The 23,321-nt window shown below is 61.8% G+C and carries 24 protein-coding genes; 15 read left to right on the top strand and 9 right to left on the bottom strand.

Features of this window, described 5'->3' with window-relative positions:
- Window positions 1–105 precede the first annotated feature (105 nt).
- The gene (bluB, locus tag OUZ52_RS11525) at window positions 106–765 is read left to right on the top strand and encodes a 5,6-dimethylbenzimidazole synthase (RefSeq protein WP_266158537.1); all 660 of its coding nucleotides are present in this window, start codon (window positions 106–108) and stop codon (window positions 763–765) included.
- A gap of 109 nt (window positions 766–874) precedes the next feature.
- On the top strand, window positions 875–2,722 hold the full coding sequence (locus OUZ52_RS11520) for a chloride channel protein (protein ID WP_425493836.1): 1,848 nt from the start codon (window positions 875–877) through the stop codon (window positions 2,720–2,722).
- Window positions 2,723–2,795: 73 nt separating this feature from the next.
- On the opposite strand, the gene OUZ52_RS11515 is transcribed toward OUZ52_RS11520, so the two are convergent.
- Together OUZ52_RS11515 and OUZ52_RS11510 are read right to left on the bottom strand one after the other, a co-directional pair.
- Window positions 2,796–2,963 carry a hypothetical protein gene (locus tag OUZ52_RS11515; protein ID WP_266158536.1) on the bottom strand — a complete coding sequence of 56 codons (168 nt, stop codon included), beginning with the start codon at window positions 2,961–2,963 and terminating at the stop codon, window positions 2,796–2,798.
- A 117-nt stretch (window positions 2,964–3,080) separates the two neighbouring features.
- Complete coding sequence (locus OUZ52_RS11510) at window positions 3,081–4,139, bottom strand: FUSC family protein (RefSeq protein WP_266158535.1); 1,059 nt, start codon at window positions 4,137–4,139, stop codon at window positions 3,081–3,083.
- A gap of 277 nt (window positions 4,140–4,416) precedes the next feature.
- On the opposite strand from OUZ52_RS11510, the gene OUZ52_RS11505 reads away from it, so the two are divergent.
- Both OUZ52_RS11505 and OUZ52_RS11500 read left to right on the top strand, forming a co-directional pair.
- Window positions 4,417–5,187 carry a helix-turn-helix transcriptional regulator gene (locus tag OUZ52_RS11505; protein WP_266158534.1) on the top strand — a complete coding sequence of 257 codons (771 nt, stop codon included), beginning with the start codon at window positions 4,417–4,419 and terminating at the stop codon, window positions 5,185–5,187.
- Window positions 5,188–5,288: 101 nt separating this feature from the next.
- On the top strand, window positions 5,289–7,238 hold the full coding sequence (locus OUZ52_RS11500; protein ID WP_266158533.1) for a M3 family metallopeptidase: 1,950 nt from the start codon (window positions 5,289–5,291) through the stop codon (window positions 7,236–7,238).
- On the opposite strand, the gene OUZ52_RS11495 is transcribed toward OUZ52_RS11500, so the two are convergent.
- From OUZ52_RS11495 to OUZ52_RS11475, 5 genes are all read right to left on the bottom strand, one after another.
- Window positions 7,183–8,538, bottom strand: coding sequence for a sensor histidine kinase (locus OUZ52_RS11495; protein ID WP_266158532.1), 1,356 nt, complete (start codon window positions 8,536–8,538; stop codon window positions 7,183–7,185). The two genes, OUZ52_RS11500 and OUZ52_RS11495, sit on opposite strands and share 56 nt — an antisense overlap.
- Complete coding sequence (locus OUZ52_RS11490; protein ID WP_266158531.1) at window positions 8,525–9,208, bottom strand: response regulator transcription factor; 684 nt, start codon at window positions 9,206–9,208, stop codon at window positions 8,525–8,527. The genes OUZ52_RS11495 and OUZ52_RS11490 overlap by 14 nt, the downstream gene beginning before the upstream one ends.
- A gap of 132 nt (window positions 9,209–9,340) precedes the next feature.
- Window positions 9,341–10,870: a glucosyltransferase domain-containing protein gene (locus OUZ52_RS11485; RefSeq protein WP_266158530.1), complete on the bottom strand. Its 1,530-nt coding sequence runs from the start codon at window positions 10,868–10,870 to the stop codon at window positions 9,341–9,343.
- Window positions 10,871–10,994: 124 nt separating this feature from the next.
- Entirely contained in the window at window positions 10,995–11,666 is a 672-nt protein-coding gene (locus tag OUZ52_RS11480; protein WP_266158528.1) for a glutathione S-transferase family protein, read from the bottom strand.
- 194 nt (window positions 11,667–11,860) lie between these two features.
- On the bottom strand, window positions 11,861–12,784 hold the full coding sequence (locus OUZ52_RS11475) for a LysR family transcriptional regulator (protein WP_266158527.1): 924 nt from the start codon (window positions 12,782–12,784) through the stop codon (window positions 11,861–11,863).
- Between the two features lie 107 nt (window positions 12,785–12,891).
- Here OUZ52_RS11475 and OUZ52_RS11470 point away from each other — a divergent pair, with 107 nt between their 5' ends.
- From OUZ52_RS11470 to OUZ52_RS11445, 6 genes are all read left to right on the top strand, one after another.
- The gene (locus tag OUZ52_RS11470) at window positions 12,892–14,136 is read left to right on the top strand and encodes an MFS transporter (protein WP_266158526.1); all 1,245 of its coding nucleotides are present in this window, start codon (window positions 12,892–12,894) and stop codon (window positions 14,134–14,136) included.
- Between the two features lie 11 nt (window positions 14,137–14,147).
- Window positions 14,148–15,419 carry an SGNH/GDSL hydrolase family protein gene (locus OUZ52_RS11465; RefSeq protein ID WP_266158525.1) on the top strand — a complete coding sequence of 424 codons (1,272 nt, stop codon included), beginning with the start codon at window positions 14,148–14,150 and terminating at the stop codon, window positions 15,417–15,419.
- Between the two features lie 45 nt (window positions 15,420–15,464).
- Entirely contained in the window at window positions 15,465–16,496 is a 1,032-nt protein-coding gene (locus OUZ52_RS11460) for an aldo/keto reductase (RefSeq protein ID WP_266158523.1), read from the top strand.
- A 149-nt stretch (window positions 16,497–16,645) separates the two neighbouring features.
- Window positions 16,646–17,347 (top strand): LytTR family DNA-binding domain-containing protein, encoded by a 702-nt coding sequence (locus OUZ52_RS11455; protein ID WP_323135340.1) that lies wholly within the window; start codon window positions 16,646–16,648, stop codon window positions 17,345–17,347.
- A 62-nt stretch (window positions 17,348–17,409) separates the two neighbouring features.
- Window positions 17,410–18,150 (top strand): hypothetical protein, encoded by a 741-nt coding sequence (locus OUZ52_RS11450; protein ID WP_425493835.1) that lies wholly within the window; start codon window positions 17,410–17,412, stop codon window positions 18,148–18,150.
- 128 nt (window positions 18,151–18,278) lie between these two features.
- Window positions 18,279–18,740, top strand: coding sequence for a DUF6491 family protein (locus tag OUZ52_RS11445; RefSeq protein ID WP_266158522.1), 462 nt, complete (start codon window positions 18,279–18,281; stop codon window positions 18,738–18,740).
- Between the two features lie 72 nt (window positions 18,741–18,812).
- Here OUZ52_RS11445 and OUZ52_RS11440 read toward each other — a convergent pair whose 3' ends face one another.
- Both OUZ52_RS11440 and OUZ52_RS11435 read right to left on the bottom strand, forming a co-directional pair.
- Window positions 18,813–19,634 (bottom strand): ferritin-like domain-containing protein, encoded by an 822-nt coding sequence (locus OUZ52_RS11440; RefSeq protein ID WP_266158521.1) that lies wholly within the window; start codon window positions 19,632–19,634, stop codon window positions 18,813–18,815.
- Window positions 19,635–19,883: 249 nt separating this feature from the next.
- Complete coding sequence (locus tag OUZ52_RS11435; RefSeq protein WP_266158520.1) at window positions 19,884–20,300, bottom strand: universal stress protein; 417 nt, start codon at window positions 20,298–20,300, stop codon at window positions 19,884–19,886.
- Between the two features lie 222 nt (window positions 20,301–20,522).
- Between OUZ52_RS11435 and OUZ52_RS11430 the strand changes: the two genes are divergently transcribed.
- The 5 genes from OUZ52_RS11430 to OUZ52_RS11410 form a co-directional block, all read left to right on the top strand.
- Entirely contained in the window at window positions 20,523–20,990 is a 468-nt protein-coding gene (locus tag OUZ52_RS11430) for a hypothetical protein (protein ID WP_266158519.1), read from the top strand.
- 104 nt (window positions 20,991–21,094) lie between these two features.
- Window positions 21,095–21,640 carry a peroxiredoxin gene (locus OUZ52_RS11425; protein ID WP_266158518.1) on the top strand — a complete coding sequence of 182 codons (546 nt, stop codon included), beginning with the start codon at window positions 21,095–21,097 and terminating at the stop codon, window positions 21,638–21,640.
- Entirely contained in the window at window positions 21,640–22,158 is a 519-nt protein-coding gene (locus OUZ52_RS11420; protein WP_266158517.1) for a hypothetical protein, read from the top strand. Before OUZ52_RS11425 ends, OUZ52_RS11420 begins: the two co-directional genes overlap by 1 nt.
- Before the next feature lie 67 nt (window positions 22,159–22,225).
- Entirely contained in the window at window positions 22,226–23,002 is a 777-nt protein-coding gene (locus OUZ52_RS11415; protein ID WP_266158516.1) for a DUF2884 family protein, read from the top strand.
- Between the two features lie 108 nt (window positions 23,003–23,110).
- The coding region (locus OUZ52_RS11410) for a ferritin family protein (protein WP_484489063.1) at window positions 23,111–23,321 on the top strand (211 nt) is incomplete at its 3' end.

Genomic DNA, 23,321 nt, shown 5'->3' with positions numbered 1-23,321 from the left:
CCGGCTTATCTCGCGGCTACGGCCAAGATACCCCGTCAGATGCTCAGGTGAAGCGAGCGGGCTTAGTGGATAATCCAGCGCTTGCCCGGCCTTAGAACTTGCAATGTGAACCACCGTTTTGACGACACCGATACCGCTGCGGTTTATCGCGCCATTTTTGAACGGCGCGATATGCGCCATTTCAGCCCCGGCCCGGTCGACCCTGCCATCCTCGAACGGTTGTTGTGTGCCGCTCACCATGCGCCGAGTGTCGGTTTCATGCAGCCATGGCGCTTTATTCGCATCACCGACCCGGCCTTGCGCCTGCGCCTGCACACCGCGGTGGAGCGCGAGCGCCTGGCGACGGCCGTGGCCCTGGGGGAGCGGCAAGACGACTTCATGAAACTCAAGGTCGAAGGCATGCTCGAATGCGGCGAGTTGCTGGCGGTGGCCTTGATGGATCGCCGCGAGCAGCACGTTTTCGGCCGCCGCACGCTGCCGGAGATGGATCTCGCCTCGACCGCCTGCGCGATCCAGAACATGTGGCTGGCCGCGCGTGCAGAAGGCCTGGGCATGGGCTGGGTATCGTTGTTCGATGTCGATGAATTGCGCCAACTGCTGCACATGCCCGACGGCGCCAAGCCGATCGCCTTGCTATGCATTGGCCATGTCGATGCGTTTTATGCAAAACCGATGCTGGAAGAAGCCCGCTGGGCGACCCGTATGCCGCTTGATTCCTGCGTCTTCGAAAATACCTGGGTCGACGATGTGCCGGCCGATGCGTGACGCTGTTTGTCTCTCCGTTCTGGCGTGATTTCCTGCTATTCATCTCGCAGCCAGCTACTAAGCCCGTATCCACGTAACCTTGCGCGGCCTCACTCCAGAACAGCCGTCCATGCCCGATAAAGTCATCGAACCGCACACCCGTGCGGCTATTCCCCTTGCGCCTTCGTTAGACGCCACGCTCGCCGCGGCCCATATGCCGCGGCAGTTTCGTCCGCTAGATCGCCGGGTGTTGTGGATCGCCAGTCTGGCGATGGCATTAGGCGTCATTGTTGCCTTGGTGGCGCAGGCACTGACGGGCTTGATTGGAGGGGTTACCAATCTCGCTTTCTATGGCCGCTGGAGTTTTGCCTTTGTCAGTCCGGCAAACAATCATCTGGGCTGGTGGGTGATTGCGGTACCTGTGGTCGGTGGTTTGATCGTCGGCGGCATGGCGCGCTGGGGTTCGCGCGCCATTCGCGGCCACGGTATTCCCGAAGCGATGGAGCAAGTGCTGCTCAACGAAAGTCGCATTCCGCCGCGGATGACCTGGCTTAAGCCGGTGTCGTCGGCGATCGCCATTGGCACCGGTGGGCCGTTTGGTGCCGAGGGGCCGATCATCGCCACCGGCGGCGCGCTCGGGTCGCTACTCGGCCAGTGGCTGCACGTTACCGCTGACGAGCGCAAAACCCTGCTCGCCGCAGGTGCCGCCGCTGGCATGGCGGCGGTGTTCTCCGCACCGGTATCGGCCGTGTTGTTGGCGATTGAGTTGCTGTTGTTCGAACGCCGCGCCCGCTCGCTGATTCCCGTGGCCTTGGCGACCGTGGTCGGTACCGGTGTGCGCTATCTGCTCGAAGGCAACGAGGCGATGTTCCCCATGCCTGAGCTAGCCGCCCCGGGGCTGGCGGCGTTGGCGACGTACATCGTGCTCGGACTTATCGTGGGCGTGGTGAGTGTGGGCGTTACCCGCCTGACGTACGCCATCGAAGACGGCTTCGAGAAGCTTCCCATCCATTGGATGTGGTGGCCAGCCTTGGGCGGCCTGGTGGTCGGTGTAGTCGGTTACTTCATGCCGCTGACGCTTGGTGTGGGCTATAGCAATATCGCAGCCGTGATAGCCGGACAGATGAGTCTCACCGGCATGCTCGCCTTGTGCGTATTGAAGCTGTTGTCATGGTCGGTGGCCTTGGGCAGCGGTACTTCCGGCGGCACGCTGGCGCCGCTGTTTACCATCGGCAGTGCCTTGGGCGGAGTGTTTGGCCTGTGCCTGATGGCATGGGCGCCATGGCTGCATGTGGATCCGCGCATGGCGGCGCTGGTCTGCATGGCGGCGATTTTCGCCGGAGCATCCCGTGCTTTTCTTACTTCCGTGGTCTTCGCCTTTGAAATCACCCAGCAACCGCATGGCCTGCTGCCGTTGCTCGGTGCCTGCGCGGCGGCCTATCTGGTTTCCGGACTGATGATGCGCAACACCATCATGACCGAGAAGATCGCTCGCCGCGGCGTGCGCGTGCCCTCGGAATATGCCGCCGATTATCTCGATCAGATCCTCGTGCGCGACGCATGCAGCCGAGATGTCGTGAGCTTGCGCGCGACGCAACCCTTGTCCGAAGTGCGCCCATGGCTGAGCGCCGGCAGCGTAGCGGCTCGGCATCAAGGCTTTCCGGTGCTGAATGATGACGGGCAGTTGCTGGGTGTGGTGACGCGTCGCGACTTGCTCGATCTGCATACCCCTGACGAGCAGAGTGTTGGCTCGCTGGTACAGCGTGCGCCGTTATGTGTACGCGAAGATCACACTCTGCGCGAGGCAGCCGATCACATGGTCGAGGCCGATGTCGGGCGCCTGGTCGTACTGGGCAAAACCGCTACCCATGCCATGGTGGGCATCATTACTCGCGGTGATCTGCTGGCGGCCCATGCACGTCGGTTGCGCGAAGCACGGCACGCCAGCCGGCATTTTGGCCGCAAGGCGGCGAACTAGGCGGATCGCCTAAAAGGGAATGGCCGCGCCATCGCGGCGGCAGACGGCGAGGTCATTCCACCGAGCGCTCGTTTCAAGGTTCGACGAAAGCCGCGCCATCGGCGGTTCGTTCAAACGCGGAGCCGGTCGCAGCATCCAGCACGTCGACCAAGGAGTTGTCTCGACTGAGCACGGCGCCCAATGCGACACAGGCGATGTTTGCGCTGTCGTCAGAAATGGAGATGGCGAATGATTGGTGCATGTGGTGTCGCCGATTCGGTTGCATGCATGGTGGCTTACCTCGAAGCAAGGCCGCACCGAAGGCGATACCCGATGGTGTTGAGCGGCTATCGCAGGTTCCAATGAAATCGTCCCGGCGTCACGGCGGGTCTGCCGGATCTGCCGGATCTGCAGCCTGAATCAGATCGGCCAGGTCGCGGCGCAGGGTTTCGAAGACGAAGGGCAGTACCGTGGCTTGCCGTGCGCGCAGCGGGATCTCGGGCGTCTGGGTCATAAAGGCATCGACGCTGCGCTGTAGTGCGGCGATGTGCCGATCGAGATCGTCGAGCGCCGCTGGTGCGCCGGTGCCCGCCAGGGATTGCGCGATGACCAGGATGGTCTGGCGCGTGCTTTCCACGGTAGCGCTAAAGGCCGGGAACAGTGGTGCGGCATCGCGCGAAGGCTCCCAGCCGGCCAGCGCGCGGCTGACGAAGACGGTGTCGCTATGCACGCGGCGCAGGTTGCGCACGAGTCGTTCCGGGATAGGGTCGGCGGCCACCCGTGTCAGGTGCTCGCGGCGCGATTCGTGCGCTGCGCTTTCGACCCGATCCAGCTCGGCGCGGATACGCGCATTCTGCGTGTGGATTGCGCCGGTGACGCGTTGTGCCGATGGGGTGGCGTACATGCCCAGCAGTTCGGCAATCAAGCCCAGTGCCTGGGCGGAGCGCTCCGCCCCCAGGCGGCGTGCGCGCGCCGGCAGCAGCACGATGGACACGGCAATGCCGATCAGCGTGCCAAGGCCAATTTCGATCACCCGGTGGCTGGCGGAAACCAGCGGCGACACGTGGCTGTTATTCGCCAATAGCACGATGGCGGCGGTCGTAGGTGCGATGCGGAAATTACTGCGCAGTGCGGCGAGAAACGCCAGCGGCGCCACCGCCAACAACAGCACGATTAATGGCGGTATCGGCCACAGCCCGCCGATCAGCGAGGCGGCCGCGCCTACGGCCGCGCCGGCGATGGTGCCGAGCAGACGATCCAGCCCGGCCTGCAAGGTGCCGCCGATACTGGCCTGCACAATCAGCAGCGCGGTGATGACGGCCCAATAACCCTGCGGCAGGTGCAAGGCCTCGGCGATCAACAGCGATAACGCGGCCGCCACGGTGGCGCGGATCACCAGGCGAAACTCAGCGTGATAGCGTTGGAACAAGGGCGGCATGTCGTGCATGGTGGTAGTTACGGCAAACGCTGTCGAGATGGCGCTTGGCGATGGTTGTGCCTATGCCTGCTTGATGGGTGTCGTTTCTAGGCGCCGGCATATGGTTCGCGGGCGCTGTTTTAGAAGAGAGCGTGGTTGGGCGTAGGTTGGCAAAGCCGGGGTGCCGGGTGGCAGTCGTTTTAAACCATGCGCTTGCCTATGCTGTGCCTTGCATCGCCCTTGGGGTGGTGCCGCTTTGCGTTGTTTGGCCACGACGACGGATGCTTGAGATATCGCCATGAACTACGCGCACTCTTTGCAATTGCATGTATCGCGTTACGCGCCAAACAGCGCGTTGCCGCTGCATCGGCATGATGAGGCCTGGCTGTGTTTGGTGTTGGATGGCGCTTACGAAGAGCAGATTCAGTCGCGGCGGCAACAGCATGCTGCCGGCGACTTGCTGTTTTGCCCGGCGCATGCCGAGCACGGCCAGTGCTTTGGTGCGGCGGGGGCGGTCAAGATTCTGTTTTCGCCAAGCGCGCAGGCGCAGGAATATCTGCTGGAGCGTGGGGTACCGCTAGGGCAGGCGCCCAGCGTGCAGCGTTCGCCGCAGTTATTGCGGATGGGCCTGCGGCTAGCGCGTGAGCTGCGCGCCGATGATGCGTTTGCAAGCTTGGCGGCAGAGGGTTTGGCGCTGGAGTTGCTGGCCGCATTGGGCCGAGGTGAGGGACGGTCGCCAACGGCACAGCCGCCGCCCTGGCTACGCCGGCTGCGTGAAGGCATCGACGAGGATCCTTCGGTCGAGTTGTCGCTGGACTATCTGGCGCAACAGGCTGGACGTCATCCTGTGCATGTGGCGCGCAGTTTTCGCACCTGGTATGGCGAAACCATGGGCGAATATGTGCGCCGGGTGCGTACGGAAAAGGCCGCGTTGCTGCTGCGCTCTACCCGGAGGCCTTTGATCGAGATTGCCTTGGACTGCGGCTTTGCCGGGGCGGCGCCCTTTTCGCGTTCTTTCCGGGCGGCCTATGGCATGACCCCTTCGGCATATCGCCAGACCATGCGCTAAGCAGGCGCAAAAGCGCTTATCGGGGGTAAGCATCGCGTCACTGCGACTGTTAGCGTGCCGGCCATATCGCCAGCAGGGCGTCACGTTATGGATGGAACGGCATGAACAAAGCAATGACTTATATGGGTCTGGCCTGGGTGTTGGGCGTGTGCCCGCTGCTGGGATGGGCGACGCCGCCGTTCACGGCGGCAGCGGCTGGGGCGGTGGCGTATCACATCGATCAAACGGCGTATTTCGCGTCTTCTGCGGCGGAACAGGCGCAGCGCAAAACCCTGCTCGCCGATATCACGGCGTTCGCGGCGCAGCCGGCGCCCGCAGCCGGCGCGCTGCTGGGCTATCTGCAGCGTGCCGAGACGCTATTGAATGCGTGCGGGCGCCACATTGCCTACCTGCATTTGCGTTCGGCACTGAATATCGAAGGTCAGGCCAGCGCCGACGCTTACGATGTGATGGGCAGCGCCAAGGGGCGCGTTATCACCGCCACGCGCACATCGTTGCGGCAGCTGGGCGATGCCGGCTTTGCCAACGCCATTGCCGCAGAACCTGGATTGAGTCGCTATGCCTATGTGATGCAGGGTGCCGAACGCGGTCTGCCGCACGAACTGCCCGCGGCGCAGCAAACCATCTTGGATCAGCTGGCCGACCCGGCATCGTCGGCTTTCTGGACGCTGTATCAACAGACCCGCCGCAGCGCTACGTTCGGTAAGATCCGCACCGCCGATGGCGAGCACGAGGTGGAGAAGGACGCCAAAGTGCTGGCGCGCGATCCAGATCGAACTGTGCGCCAGACCGCCTGGCAGCGTCGTTGGGATGGCTATACCGATCGTGCCGACATTTACGCGGGCCTATTGCTGAGTATCGTGCGGATGAACGATCGCACGGCCCGCCTGCAGCACTTCGATGACGCGCCGAGCGCTGCGTATTTCTGGCGTCAACTCAATCGTCATGCCATCGACGATACGCTGGCTGCGGTCGCCGATCAGGCCGACGTGATGAAGACTTACCAGCGCATGCGCGCTGCCCACGTGACCGCGACGACGGGCATTCGCGACGTGCGTTCGTGGGATCTGAGCCTGCCGGCGACCGGGTTCGCCCCACCCAGGTTCACCGTCGAGCAGGTTCGTGCGATGTCATTGGCTGCCCTGGCGCCGTTGGGCAAAAACTATGTGACGCATTTCAAGGCGTTGCTCGACCCGGCAGGCGGCCGCATGGACGTGCCGACTGAGCAGGGCAAGCGCGTGGACGATAGTTTCTCGATCAGTGCGCGGGGGGTGCCTGCGGGTTTATTTGTCGGCGAATACAGCGGCGATCTCAGTGGTGCGCGCGTGGTGATTCACGAAGGCGGTCATGCGATCAATGCGCAGTTGACGAATGAGCGGGGCGGGTCGTCGTTCTATGAGCCTGGCCCGAGCTGGATATCCGAGACCATCGCGACCGTCAACGAATTTCTACTGTATGACTACCTGCGCCAGCACAGCGAAGATCCCCAGGCGAAGGCGTACTACCTGCAGGCATTGCTCGATGAGATCACGTTCCAGATCTTTACCTCAGCCGAAGAGGGTGATCTGGAGCAGTCCATCTACGACGGCACGGTGGCGGGAAACATCAAGAATGCCGCCGATCTGGACAAGCTCACCCTGGCGACGATGAGCAAGTACGACATCTGGCCGGCATATCAGCCGCAGCTGGCACACACATGGATGACCAAGCGGCTGATGTATCAAGACCCGCTGTATCTGGTCAATTACATGTACTCCGGTTTGCTGGCGACCAAGATGTTCGATATGGCGCAGCGTGATCCGGCGGATTTTCAGCAGCGCTATATGCAATTGCTAAGCAGCGGCGCCGATGCCTCGCCCGAGGAGAGGCTGCGCCGGTTCTTTGGCCGCGACATGTCACCGCGGGAATGGGTGACTGACGATATGGCGTTGCTCAAGCAGCAGACTCAGGCCTTGCAAACGCTGTATCGACAGATCGAGCCAGTAGCGCCTGGCGCTACTGGCGCGGTGGCCACGACAGCGTCACGCGGCAGCCCGGAGTCGCATCGGTGATGTCGATTTTCATATCGTGCAGATGAGCGATGACCGCGACCAGGCTTAGCCCTAGTCCGTTACCCGGCGTACTGCGGCTGGGTTCGTTGCGGTGAAAGCGGTTGAGCACCGCCTTGCGTTCGTTGATCGGTATGCCGGGCCCGTTGTCGGTGATGCTGATCGCATGCTGTTCGGCATCCAGCCGCACCTCGATCTGCCCACCGGCTGGAACAAACTTGATCGCGTTGTCGAGCAAGTTGGCGAAGGCGTCAAATAGCAGGCTGGCGTCGCCCCACAAGGTGAGGTCGGCATGTGACGCGGTGCCGTGCAGCCGCAGCGAGATGTTTTTTTCTTCGGCCAGGGGTTGATAAAAATCGACCGCATCGGCCAGCACTTGGGCCAAGGCGACGTGGCTGAAACCGGCGCGACGGGCACCGGCTTCGATTTCCGAAATGCGTAGCAAGGCGTTGAAAGTTCGCAATAGCTCGCTGATTTCTTCGGTGGCCTGGGCCGTGGCTGCGCGAAATTCTTCCACGCTGGAGGCGCGCCGCTGCGCGCGCTCCAGACCGCCAAGCAAACGGGTTAGCGGGGTGCGCAGGTCGTGGGCGATGCCATCGCAAACGCCTTTCACTTCGTGGACCAGGCGCTCCAGGTCATCGAGCATGCTGTTGACTTCGCGGGCCAGCCGGTTCAAATCGTCGCGGCTGCCCTGCACCGGTAAGCGCTCGGTAAGCGCGCCGGTAACGATGCGGCGTATCGCCAGGGTGATGGCATCGATGCGGCGCATCGACGAAGCGCCCAAAGCCACGGCGCCGATCAAGCCAAACAGCAGGGTGAGCAGGCCGGCACCGAGCATGGCGCGCAAAAGCAGCGCTTCGAATTCGCGTGGGTCGTGCACGTTTTGCGATACGGCCAGCCAGTGGCCATCCGGCAACTGCGTGGCATAGCCGCGAAACGGCACCGGCACATCGGCGCTGACCAGGTCGAAGTCCACCGGATGATTGGCCTGACGCAGTTCGGCCGGGAGTGCGGAGAGGTTGCCGACCAGCCAGTTTCCCTGGGCGTCGAATTCGCCGGAGGGACGGCGGGTGCCGGGGTCGTTACGCGGATGTTCGCGCAGGCGTTGTACGCGGTCGGTGGGTGACAGCGCGCTGTAAAACGTCAGCTGGCGTTGCAGGAATTCATCCTGGTCGCGACGCATATAGCCCACGGTCTGCCAGTAGACGAAGGCGAACAACAACAGCGAACAGGTACCGAACAGCGCCAGAAACATCAGCGCGAGGCGAAAGCTGGTGGTGCGCGGCAGCTCAGTCAGGCGCATGCAGGATGTATCCCGAGCCACGCACGGTCTGGATCAGCGAGGGCTGCCCTTCGACGTCGATTTTTTGCCGCAGCTTGCTGATATGTACGTCGATCACATTGGTACGCTCTTCTGAGCGATAACCCCACACCGACTCGAACAACATGGCGCGGGTTACCACCTGGCTGGCATGACGCATCAGAAAGGCCAGCAAATCGTATTCGCGCGGCAGCAGCGCGATCGTTTGGCCATGGCGGCGCGCGCTGCGGTTTAGCAGATCGATTTCCAGCGAGCCTGCACGCAAGCTGGTTTCTTGTTGGGGCAGGTAGCGGCGCCGTAATAACGCATCCAGTCGAGCGGTGAGTTCGACCGCTTCAAACGGCTTGGTCAGGTAGTCGTCGCCGCCGGCGCGCAAACCGCGCACGCGCTCATCGAGCGCGGATAATGCGCTGAGGATCAGCACCGGCCATTGCACGCCGGCTGCGCGCAGGGTTTCCAGAACGCCAAGCCCGTCGGGTGTGCCGGGCAGCATGCGGTCCAGCACCATGGCATCGAAGTTGCCGCTGGCGATGGTCGCCAGCGCTTGCTGGCCGTCTGCCGCGTGCTCGACGGTAAAGCCGTGGTCGGCCAGGGCATCGACGATTTCCGCAGCGGTCGCAGCATCGTCCTCGACCACCAGAATGCGCGACATCGTTTTCTCCAGGTTGCGCGACGCCAGCGAATGCCTGGCAGGGATGTTGGCAGAACTGTCCTCGACACCGTCTCGGCCCGAAGATTAAATGCAGTTAAGAATCGCTGGGTCGAAAGCCCGACAACGCGTTGATTATCGAGCACGCCGAGCACAACGCAACCGCTTGATCGGTCCGCTCGATCGAGCATGAGCACGACAGTGCGGGGGATTCAGGGAGTCACTTGCATCGTCGATGTACATGCCGGCGGGCGATCGGCTGGAAAAGTCACCACCGCGGTATCGCCTACCACGCGTAGTGCGTAATTGTTGCGGGTAAGCAGCGCAGGCAGTTTGCAGGCTTGCGCCAACAGTGGCGCGGCAATACGGTTGGAATCGGTCAGCCAGCGAATGTCTTCCAGGCCGGTGGCGTAATGCATGCGCTGCTACCGGTGACAAGCCATTGGTGCCATCCAGTAGCAGGCGATGTAAACCATACGCTGCCTTTGCCTGGGCCAAATCGTCGACCAGCCCGGCACCGATGCGATCTTCAAATTGCTTTTGACTGCCGAGCGCATTGCCATAGACATTGGCGAACACCAGCATGCCTAGCGTCCAGATGCCGGCGATGCCGATGCTCCAGCGTGGCGAGGCGCGCCAGGTATGCAGTGCTACACCCATGGCGATCAAGGCGGCACTCAACAGCGCGCCGATACCGACGAGTACGCGCGGCACGACCAGCAGCTCCAGGGTCAGCAGCATCGGGCCGGCGACGCAGAGCATCGCGGCCAGTGGCAACAAGCCGCTGCCGAGCAGTAACGCGGCCGTCAGCAAAAGCGGGTGCTCGTGGCGAGCGGACAGTGCATAGCGCACACCGATGACCACCGGGATCAACAGCGCGAGTACGGCCAACGGGGCGAATATGTGCAACCAGCTGGTATCGAAAGCGTCGAACAGATAGCCATAAAACATCGACACATTGGTACGAACGATACTCAGTTGTTGTGGGCTGTGAATCATCAGGCTGTGCGCTTTCACCCAGCCGATGATGAAGGGCGCCACGGTCAGTTGATACACCGCCATGGCCAGGCCCAGCTGTGCACCGCGTGACAGCAGCCGGATCAACAGCTCACGTGGATGCACGCCGTGAATCTGCGCCACGGCGATGTCCAGGCAGACAAAGACCAGAAACGCATTGATGGCCGGCTGATAAAAACATAGGCAGGCAAATAGCGAGAGTGAGCCCAGCCACCAACGGCGGTTGGGGTTGGGGGCGGTGATCGGCAGCAAGGCGAACAGCAGCGACAGCGCCATGGGCAGCGCGTCGAATCGGTAGGACAGGTTTTCCAGAAAGAACGGCTGCGCACCCAGCGGCAGCGTCACCATCACGGCCAAGGAAAGCGAGCGGATCGCATAATGCTCGGCGATCAGCACACCCAGCCAAGCCAGTATCGCGATGGCGGCGATTTGCGGCAGCGGCGAAATATCGACCAGCTGCGTGGCGTTGAATTCCAGCGCGCGCATCAGCAAGGCGCTCAGTGGCCGGCCGTTGTCGACCCAGATATAAGGCCCCCACAGCACGCGCATCAAATCATCGTTGCAGTAACGGTCGGCACGCAGAATGGGATAGAGCACAAACAGCAAATACACAGTGAAAAGCGCGCCAAACAGGGACTTTCGATTCACTGAAGCCGTTGCGCTCTGCATGGATCTCGCTCTTGGCGGTAGGGGGTGCCGGGTAACTGCTGAGAATGATGCGGACCTGCATGCCTGACTGTGACCGGACCGCCAAAGCGGACTGTCGGCGCACTTATCCGGCCATGGCGTACTCGCCGCCGCGCTCGATCGCACGTTGATAAGCAGGCCGGGCGTGGATGCGCTGCAGGAAGTCCCACAGCTTCGGCCGGCTCGCATCGAGGCCGGCGCGGGCGGCAGCGGCTTCCAGCGGAAAGCTCATCTGGATATCCGCCGCGCTGAATGTGTTGCCGCCAAACCAGGTGGTCTTGCGCAACTCACCTTCGAGATAGTCCAGATGCAAGGCCAGCTGCGGATCGACAAATCCGTGCTGCACCTTGCCGGCGATGCCGCGTATCAACGGCTTGACGATGAACGGCGCCGGGCTGCTGGCGACGCGTTGAAAAACCAGCTTGAGCAGCAGCGGCGGCATTGCCGAGCCTTCGGCGTAATGCAGCCAGTAATTGCAGCGCAGACGTTCCGGCGTGCCGGCAGCGGGCAACAGCCGGCCCTCGCCGTAGCGATCGGCCAGGTATTCGATGATGGCGCCGGATTCGGCCAGGGTGTTGTCGCCATCGCAAATCACCGGCGATTTGCCTAGCGGATGAATCTGCCGCAGCTCGGGCGGTGCCAGCATGGTTTTGGGATCGCGCTGATAGCGCTTGATCTCGTAAGGCAGGCCCAGTTCTTCCAGCAGCCACAAAATACGTTGGGAGCGCGAATTATTGAGATGGTGAACGACAATCATGAGCGCGTTCCACGAAAGGTTGGGAAGTACCGCTGGGGCAGCCTAGGTGAAACCACTCTCGCTCACCAGAGGCGAAATGCACTCATCGATGATGGGGCGCTCGCAGGGCAGCTTTGCGCAGGAAATCCAAGCCAGTCAGGCGGTGTAGGTTCGCCGCTGACCGGCTAATGACGCCACATTGACACTCCTGCGGCTTAGCGCTTCGGCAGCAAGCCGTGATCCCAGCTGGGGTCGCTAAAGTGTTCGGCGAGAAAATCGGTAAAGGCACGTACGCGCTGTGGAACCAATTGCCGTTGCGGCGTGACGGCATAGATGCCGGTGTCGGCAATCGGGTAGTCGGGCAGTACCACCTGCAGTCGGCCAGCACGCAGGTCGTCACCGATATGCCAGGTGGAGTGCTGGGCGATGCCCAGCCCGGCAACCGCGGCATCGCGCAGCAATTCGCCGAAATTGCTTTCAAAGCGGCCGTTGACTCGCACCGTGATGGCCTTGCCGGTGGGGTCGGTCAACTGCCAGAGATCCAGGCGCCCCTGGCTGCCGACTTGCACGATGCATTCGTGCTGGGCCAGTTCGGCAGGGGTGGTGGGCGCACCGTGTCGTTGCAGGTACTCCGGTGATGCGCACAGCACACGCCGGTTGCTGGCGAGGCGACGTGCGACGAGGTTGGAGTCGTTCAAGTTGCCGATGCGAATGGCCAGATCGAAGCCGGAGCTGACCAGGTCCACCACTTGGTCAGTGAGGTTGACGCTGACTCTGACGCAAGGATAGCGCTCCAGGAATTGCGGCAGCAGCGGCGATACATATTGACGGCCGAACGAGGCGGACAGCGTAACGCGTAAGGTGCCGGTGACACTGCTATGGGCTTTGCGCAGGCCGCTGGTAAGCGCATCGAGATCTTCGATCAGGGCGCGGCCTTGTTCGGCCAGAACAACACCCTCGGGGGTGGCGTGCAGTTGGCGGGTGGTCCGGTGCAACAAGCGCACGCCCAATTCCCGCTCTAGCCGTTTCAGTCGTTGGCTGGCGACCGCCACCGATAAATCCATGCCGCGCGCGGCTGCGCTGATGGAGCCGAGATCGAGCACGCGCAGAAACAATTGAATATCGGCGATGCGGTCCATAGGGATCACTATCAATTGAATATTGATAGTGATTATTCCATTTGATGGTTGTTGAAGAATATAGGCCGGCCTACGCTGCGCGCCTTCTTCCTTAGAAATGACGGCTCATGGCTACCCTCGCCAGCCCCTCTGCGGCTTCATCCCGCGCACGGACGCCCTTGGCGCTATATGCGCTCACCGCCGGCGCCTTCGGCATAGGCACCACTGAATTTGTGATCATGGGCCTGCTATTGCAGGTCGCCGCCGACCTGCAGGTAACGATTGCGGCGGCGGGTTTGTTGATCTCTGGCTATGCCCTGGGGGTGTTCGTGGGCGCGCCGTTGCTGACCACGGCGACCAGCCGCATGCCGCGCAAGGCGGTGCTGGTGGCCTTGATGGTGATTTTCACGATCGGCAACCTGGCCTGCGCCATGGCGCCCGGTTACGCCTGGTTGATGGCGGCGCGGGTAATCACCTCGCTGGCTCACGGTACGTTCTTCGGCGTAGGTGCGGTGGTGGCTACCGGCATGGTGCCGGTCGAGCGCAAGGCCTCGGCGATTTCCACCATGTTTACCGGGCTGACCGTGGCAACCTTGCTCGGCGTACCGGCCGGTGCGTGGCTGGGCCTGCATTTCGGCTGGCGCGCCACTTTCTGGGCGGTGGCTGGCATCGGGGTGATCGCTACGGTGATTATCGCCACCCTGGTACCTGCGGCCGAGGGTTCGCGTGAGCCGGTGACCCTGGCCGAGGAAGTGAAGGCGGTGCTGCGGCCGCAAGTGTTGCTGGGCTTGTTGATGACCGTGCTCGGCTTTGCCGGGGTATTTACGGTATTCACTTATATACAGCCGATCCTCACCGAGGTGACCGGCTTTGCGGACAGCGCGGTATCGCCGATTTTGCTGGTTTTTGGTGTCGGCCTGATTGTCGGCAATGTGCTGGGCGGGCGCCTGGCGGATCGACAGCTGGTGCCGACCTTGTTGGGCTCGTTGGCGGCGCTGGCCGTGGTGCTTGGGGTGATGACCTTTGCCCTGCACAACAAAGCGGCCGCGATCGCCTTTACCGGTTTGCTTGGTGTGGCGGCGTTCGCCACGGTGGCGCCGTTGCAATTGCGTGTGCTGCATCAGGCGGAGGGTGCCGGCCAGAGCCTGGCTTCGAGTTTGAATATCGCCTCTTTCAATCTCGGCAATGCGCTGGGTGCATGGCTGGGCGGTGTCGTGATTGTGCATGGCCTGGGCCTGGGTGCGTTGACCTGGGTCGCCGGCCTGGTGACGTTGTCGGGGTTATCGATCGCGTTGTGGAGCGTGTGGCTGGATCGTCGCCATCGCTCGATCGCAGCGCCCGCATCGCCGCTGTGCGCGGCTAATCCGTTGTGATGGAGCGTTTTATGTACAAGCGGGTACGCGAAGCAAGGGTTCGCTGGTGGCTTGCAGCGCTGGTTGTCTCGCTGATGACCCTGGCGCCGCTGTATGCCGCGCCATCAGGCGGGGCTTCGCATTGGGTCGCCACTTGGACGGCTAGTGCGCAACCGGTGTGGGAGGGCGACTTTGCCTTGCCGGTCAATCTGCCGTCGAGTTTGTGGGACCAGACAGTGCGCCAAGTGGCCCGTGTCAGTGTCGGTGGCAAGCAGGTGCGGGTGGTGCTTTCCAACGCTTATGGCTCGCGGCCGTTGTTGATTGGCGCTGCGCACATCGCCCTGGCGGGTTCGGGAGCGGCAACCATCGCCGGCTCGGATCGCGCGCTGACGTTTGCCGGCCAGTCGTCGGTGACTACTCCGCCGGGAGCGCCGGTGGTCAGCGATCCGGTCGCGCTGGATCTCGCCGCGCTGGGCAGCGTTGCCGTCAGTTTGTACTTGCCTGAGCCGACGGCGCCGTCGACGTTTCACTGGGATGCACGGCAAACCGGCTATGTAGCGGCAGGCAATCAGGTGGCCGCTGCGACGATTAAGGCCGATGCCACGCTGAACACGCGGATATTCTTGAATGCGGTCCTGGTCGATAGCGGCGCGCATGCGGGCACCGTGGTTGCCTTTGGTGATTCGATTACCGATGGCGCAGGCTCGACTCCGGATCGCAACGCACGTTGGCCTGATTTTCTTGCGCGGCGACTGGTCGGCCAGAACATTGCCGTGGTCAATGCCGGCATCTCCGGCGCTCGCGTGTTGCGCGACAAGATGGGCGTCAACGCGCTGGCGCGTTTCGACCGCGATGTGTTGAATCAGCCCGGTGTTGCCACGGTTATCGTGCTGATGGGCATCAACGATATTGGCTGGCATGGCAGCGCATTGGGTCCGCAAGAGCCGGTGGCTGCGGCGGATGAATTGATTGCTGGCTACCGTCAGTTGATCGCCCAGGCCCACGTGCACGGCGTACGGATCGTCGGCGCCACCCTGACGCCGTTCGAGGGTGCGCTGCAAGACACGCCGATGAAGGGTTATTACAACCTTGATAAAGAGCGTGTGCGGCAAGCGGTCAACCGCTGGATACGCGAAGGCGGTGAGTTCGACGCGGTGGTCGATTTCGACGCGGCCGTGCGCGACCCGGCGCATCCGCAACGTTTCCTGCCTGCCTATGACTCCGGCGATCATTTGCATCCTGGCGATGCGGGTTATCAAGTCATGGCCGAAGCCATCGATACAACGAGCTTATTTGGCCGTTGAAGCATCATCTTCGGCGGCATATTTTCCGATGGAGGGTCAAGCATCATGGAATACCGTTTTTTAGGCGCATCGGGCTTTAAGGTGCCCGTACTGAGTTTTGGCGCCGGTACGTTTGGCGGCAAAGGTCCGCTGTTCAGCGCCTGGGGCAATACCGATGTGGCTCAGGCACAGCGATTGATCGATATCTGCCTCGATGCCGGGGTGAACATGTTCGATACCGCGGACGTTTATTCCGATGGCGTATCGGAATCGATCCTGGGCGCGGCGATCAAAGGCCGGCGCGACAAGACCATTGTGTCGACCAAACTGACGTTACGTGCGGGTGAGGGCCCGAACGACGTCGGCGCCTCGCGCCATCATCTGATCGATGGCGTCGACAAGGCGCTGAAGCGCCTGGGTACGGATTACATCGACTTGCTGCAATTGCATCATTTCGATGCGATGACCCCGGTAGAGAGCGTGATGTCGACGCTGGACGATTTGGTGCGCGCAGGCAAGCTGCGTTACCTGGGGGTTTCCAATTTCTCCGGTTGGCATTTGATGAAATCGCAAGCCGTCGCCGATCGCCATGGCTACTCGCGTTACGTCGCCAACCAGACCTATTACTCCTTGATCGGTCGTGACTACGAGTGGGAGCTGATGCCGCTGGGCAGGGATCAGGGCGTAGGCGCGGTGGTGTGGAGCCCGCTGGGCTGGGGCCGGCTTACCGGCAAGATCCGTCGCGGCCAGCCGTTGCCGGAAGGCAGTCGCCTGCACGACACCGCGGGTTTTGCGCCGCCGGTCGACGAGGAGCGTCTGTATCGCGTGGTCGATGCGCTCGACGAGATTGCCGCGGAAACCGGCAAGACGATTCCGCAGATCGCCCTGAACTGGCTGCTGCAGCGCCCTACGGTGTCGACGATCCTGATCGGCGCGCGCAACGAAGCGCAGCTACGGCAAAATCTTGAGGCGGTGGGCTGGAACCTCACCCCTGAACAAATCGCCAAGCTCGATGCGGCCAGCTATGTGACACCGCCGTATCCGTATTACCCCTACTGGAACGGGCAGTTCACCGAGCGCAATCCGCCGCTGGTCTAATTCAGGCGTGGCGTAGTGATGATTCGTAGCTACGAATCATCACTACGCCGATAGAATCGCCGCATGAGCAATCCAACAGTATCAATGCGCATATCGAGTTTCCCGAACTGCCTGCGTGGCAACCCGCCACATGGGAATGCAGCAGCGGCTTGACGCTGTTGGCCTTGGTGCCGATGGTGGCCGCCTTCGAGCGGCGTTGGCCGTTTCGGCTCGATAGTTGGCGCCGCAGCCTGCCATGGCATCTGCCAGCCAGCGTGTTGTTTAGCCTGCTGCATGTCGGCGGCATGATCGCGCTGCGCAAACTCGTCTATGCGTTTGCCGGACATAGCTACAGCTTTGGGCCGTGGTGGCGCGGCTTCGGCTACGAATACCTCAAGGATGTGCGTACTTACGCCGGTTTTATCGTGGCATTTTGCCTTTATCGACTGGTATTGATGCGCCTGCAAGGTGAAGCTCGTTTGCTGGCCGAGCCAGATGAGGGGCCGCCGCTGGAGCCGGTGGAGCGACCCGAGCGGTTTCTGGTACGCAAGCTGGGCAAGGAGTTTTTGATTGCCGCGCGCGAAATCGAATGGGTGCAAGCCTGCGGCAACTACGTGAACCTGCACTTGCGTGGCCGCGATTATCCACTGCGCGCCACCATGGCCGGGATCGAGGGGCGGCTGGATCCATTGCGCTTTGTGCGAGTTCACCGCAGTTATTTCGTCAACCTGGATTATCTGCAGGAGATCGAGCCGCTGGAGACCGGCGATGCACGCCTGCAACTGGTCGATGGCACCAAGATTCCCTGCAGCCGCCGCTACCGAGGCCAGCTGCGCGAGCGCGTTGGCGCGGCCCCGGCAGCGACGGCATGAGTTGCATCTAGCGGCCGGCTCGTTCCACTCTAGGCACCTGTCCGTTGCCAGGTTCGAAGCCGATGAAACCGATGTTCCGCCGTACCGTTCTCGCCAGCTGGCTGGCTGCCTTGGCGATCACTGGCTGTTCGCAGCAGGCCGAGCCCGCTGCGGACAACGCGCAGGCCTCCGCGCAGGCACAGGCTGACGCGGCGGCGAAGAAGCTCGACACCTACCGCCAGCTGCTACGCATCAACAATGACGAGATGGCGGTAAGCATGGGGCACGACATCCTCGATCATTTTCCTAACAGCGACGCGGCCAAGGAAGTGCAGCAAAGCCTGCCGGCGATCGAAAAACGCTACAAAGAAAACAGCGAGAAGAATCGCCTGCAAGGCATGTGGCTTTATCAAGTATCGCCCATGCAGGGCGGTACCCAATCCACCGCCACCATTTACAACAGCTCGCCGACCAATCACCGCGTGCGGCTGGTCTTGCGCCGGCATACCGAGTGGGGCCAGAACGCCTTTCTGTACAGCGACGAGCGGGGCTTTGTCTGCAAGGCCAATTGCACGCTGGCGGCGACCTTCGATGGCAAGCCAACCGGGATCAAGGCGTTTGCGCCAAGCACGGGCGAGCCGGCCCTGATGATACGCGATGACAAAGCCTTTATTGCGATGCTGGAGAAGGCCAAGAAAGTCACCCTGGAGGCGACCTTGCAGGATGGTGAGAAAAAACTGCAGCTGGTCTACGAGGTGGGTGGTTTCGATGCGGCCAAGTGGGCGCCGGTGAGCAAGGGCGCGGCAGGTAAGGGCAAGAAATGATTGCTGCGGCCGAAGGCGTTCCGTGGCAAGGATAGCCGCATCGGCCGCAGACCACCGCTCGACCGGGCATGCTTTGCGGCACGTCGAACAACACGACACCAGACATCATCAGCTCAGGAAAAAGTCTTATGACAGCGCGCCGTCTGATTCTCGCCAGCAGTTTTACCGCCTTGTTTGCCGCCTGCTCCAGCACACCCGAGGTGAAGCAGAGTGATGGCGATCGCATAGCGATGTATGCCGCGGCAGCGGGGGCGCCGCAGCGCAGCTTCCGCTTCTCCGATCTGTATTCGTGGGAGCCGCTGAGCCGAACCGAGGTGGCTATTTTTACCCGGCCCAGCGAGGCCTATCTGCTGGATCTGGACGGCGGTTGCCCGAACCTGGCGTATGCCAATGCGCTAGGCCTCACTTCCAGCGTCAATGAAGTCACGGCGCATTTCGACAGAGTGATGACGGGCCCGGGCAGCTACCCGTGCACGATTACGCAGATCCGCCCGTTGGACGTGGCCAAACTGCGATTGGAGCAGAAGGCGGCGCAGCGCAAGATCGAAGCCAAGCCCCGGTCGCCCGACCAGACGCCACCCAAGGATTGATCCTGGCCTGCGTTGTACGCGGCGGCGTGACCCGCGAATCGCACCTCGTGCCGTGTGCGATTCGCGTGAGGGTCAATGCAGGAACAGCTTCTCGGCGACTTTCGCCAACGGCCTTTCCACCATGTTTTGCACGCGTGCCGGCAGGTCCAACGGCTTGAGCAGCATTTTGACGGTCATTTCTGCCGGGATATGCCGACGTAATAACGCCTGCGCACGGCCGGTGATGCGCTTGAACTCGGGCCCATCGCCTGGGTGCTGCGGATAGCACAGGGTGAACACATGGCGCAGCGCGATATCGCTGTCCTCGCTCTTGATCTCGTTGACGCGGCGAAGCAGGGCGCGAAACACCTTGTAGCGGCCCAGGCCTTCTTGCTCTCGGTACTGCCGAAAATACTGATAGAAATATTTGTAATGCCGAACCTCATCGCTTTTGATGTGATTGGTCAGCTTGCGCAAGATCGGTTCGTCGGTGATGTCGTTGAGTGCGCGGTACAGACTGGCTGTGCCGGTTTCGACCACGCAGCGCGCGGCTAGCTCCAGGCCACGGCTGGATTCGAGCTGTTCGGAGGTGCAAACCGCGCCGTATTCCTGCCAGAACGATTGAAAGCCACGCTCCCAGTCGAGCTCGGGCCAGACGGTTTTGACGTAGGCGGCCAGCGCCCGGCCATGCTGCAACTCTTCATGCACCCAGTGTTGGCTAAGCCAGGTTTGTAGCGCTTCGTCACCAGCAAAGTGATCGACCAGATTATGCGTGTAGAGATCAGAGCCGCTCTCGACGAAAGATGCGCTGCAAAGCAGGAAAAACAGATCTTCATTGTGACGGACGCGCTCGATATCGATCCGATCGAGGTCCAGACTTTCCAAGGTCCAGGGCAACGATATGGTGTGGCTCACTCGGGGGTTCCTGTGCAGGGCAGCGACTAGTCATTGCGGCCGTAGGTCGGCCTGGCATGACTTAATTGTGACAAGAGGATACGACGGGTTTGCCAAGATGTGATTAATGCGGGCCGACCTGAAACACCGGACCGGGGGACGCAAACTTTTACGCGGTAGCCGGGCCGATGCGATGCGACCGGTTGACCCGCGCGCGGCAGCCCGATGTCAGGGCGGCATCGGACCCAGGCTATTCACTTCAACCCAGGGTCAGCGAACGACGGTGACCGGTACGTGCGCGCGGGCCAGCACTTCATCGGAGACCGAACCCAGCAACCAGCGGGCAAGCGTGCCGCGTTCGGTATGACCGATGACGATGTGGTCGATGCCTTGCTGCTTTACCTGATTGAGCAGCACATCGCCGGGACTGCCGGGAACGACTTCCAGATCGACCATATGGTCCGGGTAGGGAACGATGGTTTTCAGCTCGGCCAGCAGCTCGGTGGCCCGCTTGGCGCCGGAGTCGGCCATCAATAAGGTGCAGGTATCGGCGCCTGCTCCGGTGACTTGCAGGGCAGACACTACGCGGACCCGCCCATGACAGGCCTGGGCCAGCTCAATCGCGAGCTTGAACGCCTCTTGCGAGGAGGCTGAGCCGTCGTAGCCGACCAGTGAATACTTGAACATATGGCCTCCGTTTCAAACTGTAGGGGCTGTTATCGGCGATTCTCACTCATCTGGGCGTGGCGCTGCATTCGGCGTGACGCGACCAGTGTGCGCGGTCCATGATTAGATAAACATCAAAACTGAACGAGCTACCCGGATTGCGCCAGCTAGACTTCCTCGGTTCAGCTACAAAGGCGAAAACTTGCGAGGCACTATCCCCCTTCCGCAACAAAGGAGATGACGATGATTAAGCGCACTTTGGGTCTGGCTGCTCTGCTGGCTTGTGTGGGTGGCATGACAGCGCTTCCAATGACACAGGCATATGCTGCTGAGTCGAAAGCCGTTGAAGCGAAAGTGGATTGCAAGCTCAAATACAACCTGGCCGGCTGGTCGATCATCTACAAGCATGCCGAAGGCCGCGGCACCATCACCTGCAATAACGGCCAGAGCGCGAACGTGAAGATCAATGTGGTCGGCGGCGGTCTCACCGCCGGCAAATACCGCATCGATAATGGCACTGGCGACATCACCCACGTGCGCAGCATCAACGATGTGTTCGGCGATTACGCCCAGGCCAGCGCCGAGGCCGGCGTGGTCAAAAGCGGCACAGCGCAGATCCTGACCAAGGGCACGACGTCGCTGGCGCTGGCAGGTACCGGCGAAGGTGTAAACCTGGGTATCTCGGTGGGTAAGTTCACCATCAGCAAGTAAAACCTGACCGAGTGGTTTTACCGACCAAGGGCGCCGCATGGCGCCCTTGGTTTTGCCAGGCGTACACTTCATGGCTTTCCAGTTCCTTCACTCGGAGTACCGCCATGCGCCGTAACGTACTGTTGCTTACGTTCACCCTGCTGCTGGGGATGATCGCCCCCGCTTTTGCCGATGCTCCCGCTACCGCGGCTCCACAGGTGGGGCAGGTTGCGCCGGATTACCGCCTGCAAGATCAGAACGGTAAATGGCAGACTCCGGCCGATCACCACGGACGTTGGCTGGTGCTGTATTTCTATCCGAAAGATTTCACCCCTGGCTGCACCACCGAGGTCTGCGCTTTTCGCGATGACGTCGCCAAGCTGCGTCAAGCCGGTGCCGACGTGGTGGGGGTCAGCCTGGACGATGTGAAATCGCACGCCGAGTTCGCAGCCAAGTACAAAGTGCCGTTCCCTTTGCTGTCCGACGCGGACCGCAAAGTCGCCGAAGCCTACGGCGTGCTGACGTCTCATCTGGGCATGCATTACGCCAGCCGCACCACGTTTCTGATCGATCCGCAGGGCAAGGTGGCGAAGATTTATAAGGACGTCGACCCGGAGAAAAATTCCGCGCAGGTGATGGCTGATCTCGGCACCTTGAAGGCTGCGAACTGATGCCTTTGATGGTGCGGCGCGATGCCGCGACGCCGCGCCCCACGGTATTCAAGTTTTCAGTGTGGGGCATGGTGTTGTGGATGTTGTTGTTGCTGGCCGCTTTCGGCGCGCTGCAGTATTTGAAGGTCGTGCTGTCCGACGCGCCGCAGGAAATGAAAACGGTCGCCTACCCTTATCTGGTAGCGGCCTTTGCGATCATCGTGGTCTGCGCAGGTTGCGTTTTGCGCCAGGAATGGGCCCGGCAAACGATGCGCATCCTGGCACCGCTGTTGGTGTTGTGGCTGCTGGTCAGCGGCTACCAGATGTTGTTGGGTTGGGGCCAGTTTGCCAAGGCACGCGAATCGGTGCTGGGGCAACCCATGGCCGACGTGTTGTTGCTGATGATCGATCAGTCCCAACGGACCTATGTGTTCAGTCTGATTTTCAAAGGCGTGATGGTGCCGCTGCTGTTGTGGCTGGCCTGGCGCCTCGGCCAGCCGGCGATCGGCGCGCAGTTTCATCAGCGGCGGCGAGGCTGATTCAGCAAGGGTTGCCACGCGACAGGTTATCGCTGGCAACCTTGCCGTCTCGGAGTACCTCATCCTCATGCGTCGTTTTTTGTTGGCAATGACCAGTGCGCTTGCTTGCTGCGGCTTGCAGGCGCAAGCCGCGCCGGGCTTCGATCAGACCCGGCAAGATCTAGCCAGCGTCTGCCAGGCCAGCAGCAGCTACGACCTCACCGTGATGCCCCGCGGCCTGCTGTTCGACCGCCCGCAACCCGCGCCATACAAGGTCGAGCTGCAAGATGGTGTGCTGCTGACCGATGGCGTCAATGTGCGTTTGAGCGCCGAACAACAGGACCGCGTGGCGCTATTCGAACGCGAGTTGCGTGCGCTGGTGCCACGGGCGAAAGCCGTGGCGCAAAGCGGTGTCGACCTGTTGGCGCAATCCATGCGAGAGGAATCCGCCGGCTTGGCCTTGAGTGCCGATGCCCAGGCTGAACTGAATCGCCGGCTGGCGGCACGCGCCGTTGAGCTCAAGCAGCACATTGCGGCAAGTACCAGCACACACGATTGGCAGGGCGATATGGCCAATCAATACGCCCAGCAAGTAGCCAGCGACCTGGCGCCATTGCTCGCCGGCGATCTCGGTCAGCAGGCGATCAGTGCGGCGATGAGCGGTGATCTGCGAGCCGCGGCCAGCCTGCGTGATCGCGCGACGGATCTGGGAACCCAGCTACAGCCGCGGCTGGCGCGGCGGATGCAGGCACTGCGCCCGCAAATTCAGGCTTTATGCCCGGCCATCCAACGTCTGGACGAGCTACAGCAAGGGGTGCCGGGGGCCAATGGGCGGCCGTTGGGTTTGCTGCACATCGGTCAATAGCAACGTCCGCTGAGTGACGCGCGGCTACGCGGACGAAGGTTAATCTTTCGCTAAGTGGTCAGGGGGGAGGATGCCGCAACGGCGAACATTCGCTAGGAGGCGACTGTCGTGACGCAAACCAGCTACCGGCTCTACAACAGCTTGATTCGCCGCGGCATCGATGACCGCAATCTGTATCGAGATGCGGTACTGCAAGTGCATGAGCCGGGTTTACGTGCCTTATTGAGCGAGAACGCCCAGACGCTTGACGTACTGATCGGCGATCTGCAGGCGCTGGTGCGTGCCGGCGGCAAGATCCCGGCTTCGCATGGCACGCTTG

Origin of the sequence: Dyella silvatica, assembly GCF_026283955.1 — a bacterium.
Classification (GTDB): Bacteria; Pseudomonadota; Gammaproteobacteria; order Xanthomonadales; family Rhodanobacteraceae; genus Dyella_C; species Dyella_C silvatica.
Note: the sequence above shows the minus strand (reverse complement) of the source record. Positions and strands in the feature narration are given on the sequence as shown.

What these genes read in the sequence shown, in the direction of transcription:
- OUZ52_RS11520 (WP_425493836.1), top strand. Translation starts at nt 875, where the DNA reads ATGCCCGATAAAGTCATCGAACCGCACACCCGTGCGGCTATTCCCCTT.
- OUZ52_RS11515 (WP_266158536.1), bottom strand. Translation starts at nt 2,963, where the DNA reads ATGCACCAATCATTCGCCATCTCCATTTCTGACGACAGCGCAAACATC.
- OUZ52_RS11510 (WP_266158535.1), bottom strand. Translation starts at nt 4,139, where the DNA reads ATGCCGCCCTTGTTCCAACGCTATCACGCTGAGTTTCGCCTGGTGATC.
- OUZ52_RS11505 (WP_266158534.1), top strand. Translation starts at nt 4,417, where the DNA reads ATGAACTACGCGCACTCTTTGCAATTGCATGTATCGCGTTACGCGCCA.
- OUZ52_RS11500 (WP_266158533.1), top strand. Translation starts at nt 5,289, where the DNA reads ATGAACAAAGCAATGACTTATATGGGTCTGGCCTGGGTGTTGGGCGTG.
- OUZ52_RS11495 (WP_266158532.1), bottom strand. Translation starts at nt 8,538, where the DNA reads ATGCGCCTGACTGAGCTGCCGCGCACCACCAGCTTTCGCCTCGCGCTG.
- OUZ52_RS11490 (WP_266158531.1), bottom strand. Translation starts at nt 9,208, where the DNA reads ATGTCGCGCATTCTGGTGGTCGAGGACGATGCTGCGACCGCTGCGGAA.
- OUZ52_RS11480 (WP_266158528.1), bottom strand. Translation starts at nt 11,666, where the DNA reads ATGATTGTCGTTCACCATCTCAATAATTCGCGCTCCCAACGTATTTTG.
- OUZ52_RS11475 (WP_266158527.1), bottom strand. Translation starts at nt 12,784, where the DNA reads ATGGACCGCATCGCCGATATTCAATTGTTTCTGCGCGTGCTCGATCTC.
- OUZ52_RS11470 (WP_266158526.1), top strand. Translation starts at nt 12,892, where the DNA reads ATGGCTACCCTCGCCAGCCCCTCTGCGGCTTCATCCCGCGCACGGACG.
- OUZ52_RS11465 (WP_266158525.1), top strand. Translation starts at nt 14,148, where the DNA reads ATGTACAAGCGGGTACGCGAAGCAAGGGTTCGCTGGTGGCTTGCAGCG.
- OUZ52_RS11460 (WP_266158523.1), top strand. Translation starts at nt 15,465, where the DNA reads ATGGAATACCGTTTTTTAGGCGCATCGGGCTTTAAGGTGCCCGTACTG.
- OUZ52_RS11450 (WP_425493835.1), top strand. Translation starts at nt 17,410, where the DNA reads ATGAAACCGATGTTCCGCCGTACCGTTCTCGCCAGCTGGCTGGCTGCC.
- OUZ52_RS11445 (WP_266158522.1), top strand. Translation starts at nt 18,279, where the DNA reads ATGACAGCGCGCCGTCTGATTCTCGCCAGCAGTTTTACCGCCTTGTTT.
- OUZ52_RS11435 (WP_266158520.1), bottom strand. Translation starts at nt 20,300, where the DNA reads ATGTTCAAGTATTCACTGGTCGGCTACGACGGCTCAGCCTCCTCGCAA.
- OUZ52_RS11430 (WP_266158519.1), top strand. Translation starts at nt 20,523, where the DNA reads ATGATTAAGCGCACTTTGGGTCTGGCTGCTCTGCTGGCTTGTGTGGGT.
- OUZ52_RS11425 (WP_266158518.1), top strand. Translation starts at nt 21,095, where the DNA reads ATGCGCCGTAACGTACTGTTGCTTACGTTCACCCTGCTGCTGGGGATG.
- OUZ52_RS11420 (WP_266158517.1), top strand. Translation starts at nt 21,640, where the DNA reads ATGCCTTTGATGGTGCGGCGCGATGCCGCGACGCCGCGCCCCACGGTA.
- OUZ52_RS11415 (WP_266158516.1), top strand. Translation starts at nt 22,226, where the DNA reads ATGCGTCGTTTTTTGTTGGCAATGACCAGTGCGCTTGCTTGCTGCGGC.